Here is a 4421-nt window from a genome sequence, read left to right as displayed (position 1 = left end):
TCGACCACCTCCACATCGCGACGCGGCGTCATCAGTCCGCGCGCATTGCGGTCGGCAAGGCGCATCACGCTGGTAATCATGGCCGATTCCTCGGTTTCGATCACGCCGGCGCTGTGGGCCTCGGCCAGAACGGTGCGAATTTCATCGTCCGTGACAGACGCATTGGACTCGCCGCTGTGGCCAAGCAGGGCAAGGACCGCCTTGCCCGACCGGTCGAGCAGCCACACCAGCGGCGCGCCGATCTTGGAAAGCAACAACATGGTGGGAGCGACGCGCGCGGCGACCTTTTCGGGATCACGCAGCGCAATCTGCTTCGGAACGAGTTCCCCGACGATGAGGGACAGATAGGTGATGGCGACGACCACCGAACCGACGCCAAGCGCATCGGCGGCACGGTCTGGCACGCCCTGCTCCACCAGCCAGGCAGTGAACCGGGCGCCGAGGGTTGCGCCTGAAAATGCGCCGGACAGCACGCCGACCAACGTGATGCCGATCTGAACGGTCGAAAGAAAGCGTCCCGGATTTTCGGAAAGCGTGAGCGCCAGCGTGGCGCCTTTGCTGCCTTGAGCGGCAAGCACTTTAAGCCTCGCCGGTCTGGAGGAGACAACGGCAAGCTCGGACATGGCAAGCACACCGTTCAATACGGTGAGCAGGACCACGATCATAATTTCAGTAAACAAGTTTAGCTCTTTGGGCTGTTGAACGGCACGTCGCGGTTGTGACCGCAGCGCCCCTTTTTAAAGGGCATGACAGACATACCAATCCGGATAATAGGGAATTGTTCCGCCATTGCAATGACGACACAATAAAAAAGCCGTCTCCGGCAGCCATGAAAAATCACTGTCGACTATATCAGAAATGGAAAAAGCACCGGTTTGATCCGAAGCCTGAAGTGCGTTCCACGGCGACCGATGGAGAGTTACGATCCTGGGTGCCTACAAAAGTAGGTGGGCACCGTGTGTCCAGCCCCACGGGACTGGCCAGGGACAGCTCCCTTTGGATCGAGTATGGCCCCAGGGATTGTGGTTCCTGTCGGGAAGCGCAGAACGCAACCAAGATATAGGACGGATCAGCGAAAACCGCCAGAGGCGGGAAGCGAAATTTTACCGTAACAGAACCATCAAACAGTCAGTGCGTCGCCGGCTTTGGCCGCGCCAGCAGTTTTTCGGTGATACCGTTCAGGCGGTCCGCCAGGTCGCCGATGGCAAGCGCCACCAGTTCATCCGATTTGGCCTTGTGCTCGGCCATGCCGTCACGGTTGCGCGAAAGGGATGCCACCTCGCCTTCAAGCTTATCGATCTTGCGATTGAGCTCGGAAAGCTCGTCCATCACCATGATGCCGGCCATGACAGTCAAACGCAGATCGCCAATCTCCCCGAACTGGCTCTTGAGATGCCCGACATACCGGTCGAAACGGGTGGCGAGATCGGTCAGATGTTCCTCCTGCCCTGCCTCGCAGGCCATACGATAGGCCTTGCCGTCGATCATAACTGTGACTTGCGCCATGAGCCCGCTCCTATCGATCCAGCACCGCGCGGATCGTTTCCATTGCCGTTACCAGCCGACGGGAAACCTCGCGATTGACTTCTTCAAGACGGTTGGCGCGAAACTCGGCCTGATCAAGCTCCTGCGCAAGTCTCGCTCGATCGACATGGACCCGTTTGACCTCATTGTCGATTTCGCCCGTCTCCCGCTGCCGCTCGATACGCATATCGATGGCATTTTCGAGATTTGTGATGGCAGCATTCAGCTCCGTCAGCGCAGATTGCACGGTCTTCTCAGCCGACATTGTTTTTTCCAACTCGCACGTCACCGGCCGAATCGTCCGGTTTCAGGCCACTTAAACGCTCACGAGGTTATTACCCGATTTACCATCCCGTCAATCAAACCAGTGCATTGTGGCGTTTTGCTCTGTGGATGAACGAAGAAACCAGGCTGGGTGGGTACACCTAATCCGTTCCAGCCCCCACTCTGCGAAACGATTTTTATCGACCGCAGAACCGCAATTGGCCGTCGATTTATTGACTTGCCTGCCTCACCTGCTATGGATCAACCCGCTTTTTGGATAGTTGCGTAAAACTATCTCCTTTCACCCGGAAACAGACGGAAAAGCCATGATTTCTCGCGACAAACACAACCGGATGGCCAATGCGATCCGCTTTCTTGCCATGGATGCAGTGGAGAAGGCCAATTCCGGCCATCCCGGTCTGCCGATGGGCGCCGCTGATGTCGCCACCGTTCTCTTCACCCGCTACCTGAAATTCGATCCGAAGGCGCCGCATTGGCCGGATCGCGACCGCTTCGTGCTGTCGGCGGGCCATGGCTCGATGCTTCTTTACTCGCTGCTCTATTTGACGGGCTACGAGGACATGACGATCGACGAAATCAAGCGCTTCCGTCAGTTCGGCTCCAAGACCGCCGGCCATCCCGAATATGGCCACGCGACCGGCATTGAAACGACCACCGGCCCGCTCGGCCAGGGCATCGCCAACGCTGTTGGCATGGCGATCGCCGAGCGCAAGCTCGAAGAAGAATTCGGCTCCGACCTGCAGAGCCACTACACCTACGTCCTTTGCGGCGACGGCTGCCTCATGGAGGGCATCAGCCACGAGGCGATTGCGCTTGCCGGCCACCTGAAGCTGAACAAGCTCGTCCTCTTCTGGGATGACAACAACATCACCATTGACGGTGAAGTTGGTCTTTCCGACAGCACCGACCAGATCGCCCGCTTCCAGGCTGTTCACTGGAACACGATCCGCGTTGACGGCCATGATCCCGACGCGATTGCCGCTGCCATCGAGGCCGCGCAGAAATCCGATCGTCCGACCTTCATCGCCTGCAAGACCGTCATCGGTTTCGGCGCGCCCAACAAACAGGGTACCCATAAGGTCCACGGCAACCCGCTCGGCGCAGAAGAAATCGCTGCGGCCCGCAAGAGCCTGAACTGGGAAGCCGAAGCTTTCGTCATTCCGGAAGACGTGCTGGATGCGTGGCGTCTTGCCGGTCTGCGCTCCACCAAGACACGCCAGGACTGGGAAGCCCGCCTCGAAGCGACTGAGACGGCCAAGAAGGCCGAGTTCAAGCGTCGCTTCGCCGGTGACCTGACGGGCAACTTCGACAGCTCGATCGACGCTTTCAAGAAGAAGATCATCGAGAACAACCCGACCGTTGCAACCCGCAAGGCCTCGGAAGACTCGCTCGAAGTCATCAACGGCGTGCTTCCGGAAATGATCGGCGGTTCTGCCGACCTGACGCCGTCGAACAACACCAAGACCAGCCAGATGAAGTCCATCACGCCGACGGACTTCTCCGGCCGTTACCTTCATTACGGCATCCGCGAGCACGGCATGGCCGCTGCCATGAACGGCATTGCCCTGCATGGCGGCCTCATCCCCTATGCCGGCGGCTTCCTGATCTTCTCGGATTACTGCCGTCCGTCGATCCGTCTGGCTGCCCTCATGGGAATCCGTGTCGTCCACGTTCTGACGCATGATTCCATCGGCGTTGGCGAAGATGGCCCCACCCACCAGCCGGTGGAACAGATCGCAGCGCTTCGAGCCATTCCGAACCTGCTCGTCTTCCGCCCGGCAGATGAGACCGAGACGGCAGAATGCTGGCAGCTGGCGCTGGAACAGAAGCATCGCCCGTCTGCGCTGGCACTCACCCGCCAGAATCTCGCTCCGTCGCGCAAGGAATATGAAGAAAAGAACCTCTCTGCTTACGGCGCGTACGAACTCGTTTCCGCCAGTGACGCCAAGGTTTCGATCTTCGCTTCCGGTTCGGAAGTCGAAGTGGCTCTGAAGGCTGCCGCAACGCTGAAGGACAAGGGCGTATCCGCCCGCGTGGTTTCCGTTCCCTGCTTCGAACTCTTCAAGGAACAGCCGGAAACCTATCGCAACGCCATCATCGGCAAGGCTCCGGTCAAGATTGCGGTGGAAGCCGCCATCCGCCAGGGTTGGGATTACTTCATCGGTAACGATGGCGCTTTCGTCGGCATGCATTCCTTCGGTGCGTCGGCCCCGGCAAAGGATCTCTTCAAGCACTTCGGCATCACGGCGGAAGCCGTTGTCGCCGCCGTCGAGGCAAAACTTGCGTGAGGGCTTCGAGAGCCCTTACCACTCAGCAAAGACCACGCCCATTTTTGTTCGGGAGACTGTAAATGACTGTAAAAGTTGCCATTAACGGCTTCGGCCGCATCGGCCGCAATGTTCTGCGCGCCATCGTCGAATCCGGCCGCACCGATATTGAAGTCGTTGCCATCAACGACCTCGGCCCGGTTGAAACCAACGCACACCTGCTGCGCTACGATTCGATCCATGGCAAGTTCCCGGCCGAGGTAAAGGTCGAAGGCGACACGATCATCGTTGGCGGCGGCAAGCCGATCAAGGTCACCGCCGTTCGCGATCCGGCAACGCTGCCGC

Annotated in this window: 5 protein-coding genes and 1 other RNA gene; 2 read left to right on the top strand and 4 right to left on the bottom strand. The window is 59.0% G+C overall.

The genetic code is table 11. The annotated features are described in order from the left end of the window. The 4 genes from ACUTJJ_RS24780 to ACUTJJ_RS24765 form a co-directional block, all read right to left on the bottom strand. A partial coding sequence (locus tag ACUTJJ_RS24780; RefSeq protein ID WP_445543752.1) for a hemolysin family protein occupies nucleotides 1-665 on the bottom strand: 665 nt, incomplete at its 3' end. 227 nt (nucleotides 666-892) lie between these two features. Continuing rightward, nucleotides 893-1051, bottom strand: a non-coding RNA gene (gene ssrS, locus ACUTJJ_RS24775) — 6S RNA. A gap of 77 nt (nucleotides 1052-1128) precedes the next feature. Continuing rightward, complete coding sequence (locus tag ACUTJJ_RS24770; protein WP_209091123.1) at nucleotides 1129-1506, bottom strand: cell division protein ZapA; 378 nt, start codon at nucleotides 1504-1506, stop codon at nucleotides 1129-1131. Nucleotides 1507-1516: 10 nt separating this feature from the next. Then, on the bottom strand, nucleotides 1517-1789 hold the full coding sequence (locus ACUTJJ_RS24765) for a DUF4164 domain-containing protein (protein WP_046799912.1): 273 nt from the start codon (nucleotides 1787-1789) through the stop codon (nucleotides 1517-1519). Nucleotides 1790-2114: 325 nt separating this feature from the next. Between ACUTJJ_RS24765 and tkt the strand changes: the two genes are divergently transcribed. Together tkt and ACUTJJ_RS24755 are read left to right on the top strand one after the other, a co-directional pair. Then, nucleotides 2115-4097 (top strand): transketolase, encoded by a 1983-nt coding sequence (gene tkt / locus ACUTJJ_RS24760; protein WP_445543751.1) that lies wholly within the window; start codon nucleotides 2115-2117, stop codon nucleotides 4095-4097. 62 nt (nucleotides 4098-4159) lie between these two features. Then, nucleotides 4160-4421: glyceraldehyde 3-phosphate dehydrogenase NAD-binding domain-containing protein (locus tag ACUTJJ_RS24755; protein ID WP_445543750.1), on the top strand; the 262-nt coding region annotated here is incomplete at its 3' end.

Source organism: Agrobacterium sp. DKPNP3 (assembly GCF_052686535.1).
This window is presented reverse-complemented; position numbering and strand designations above follow the sequence as displayed.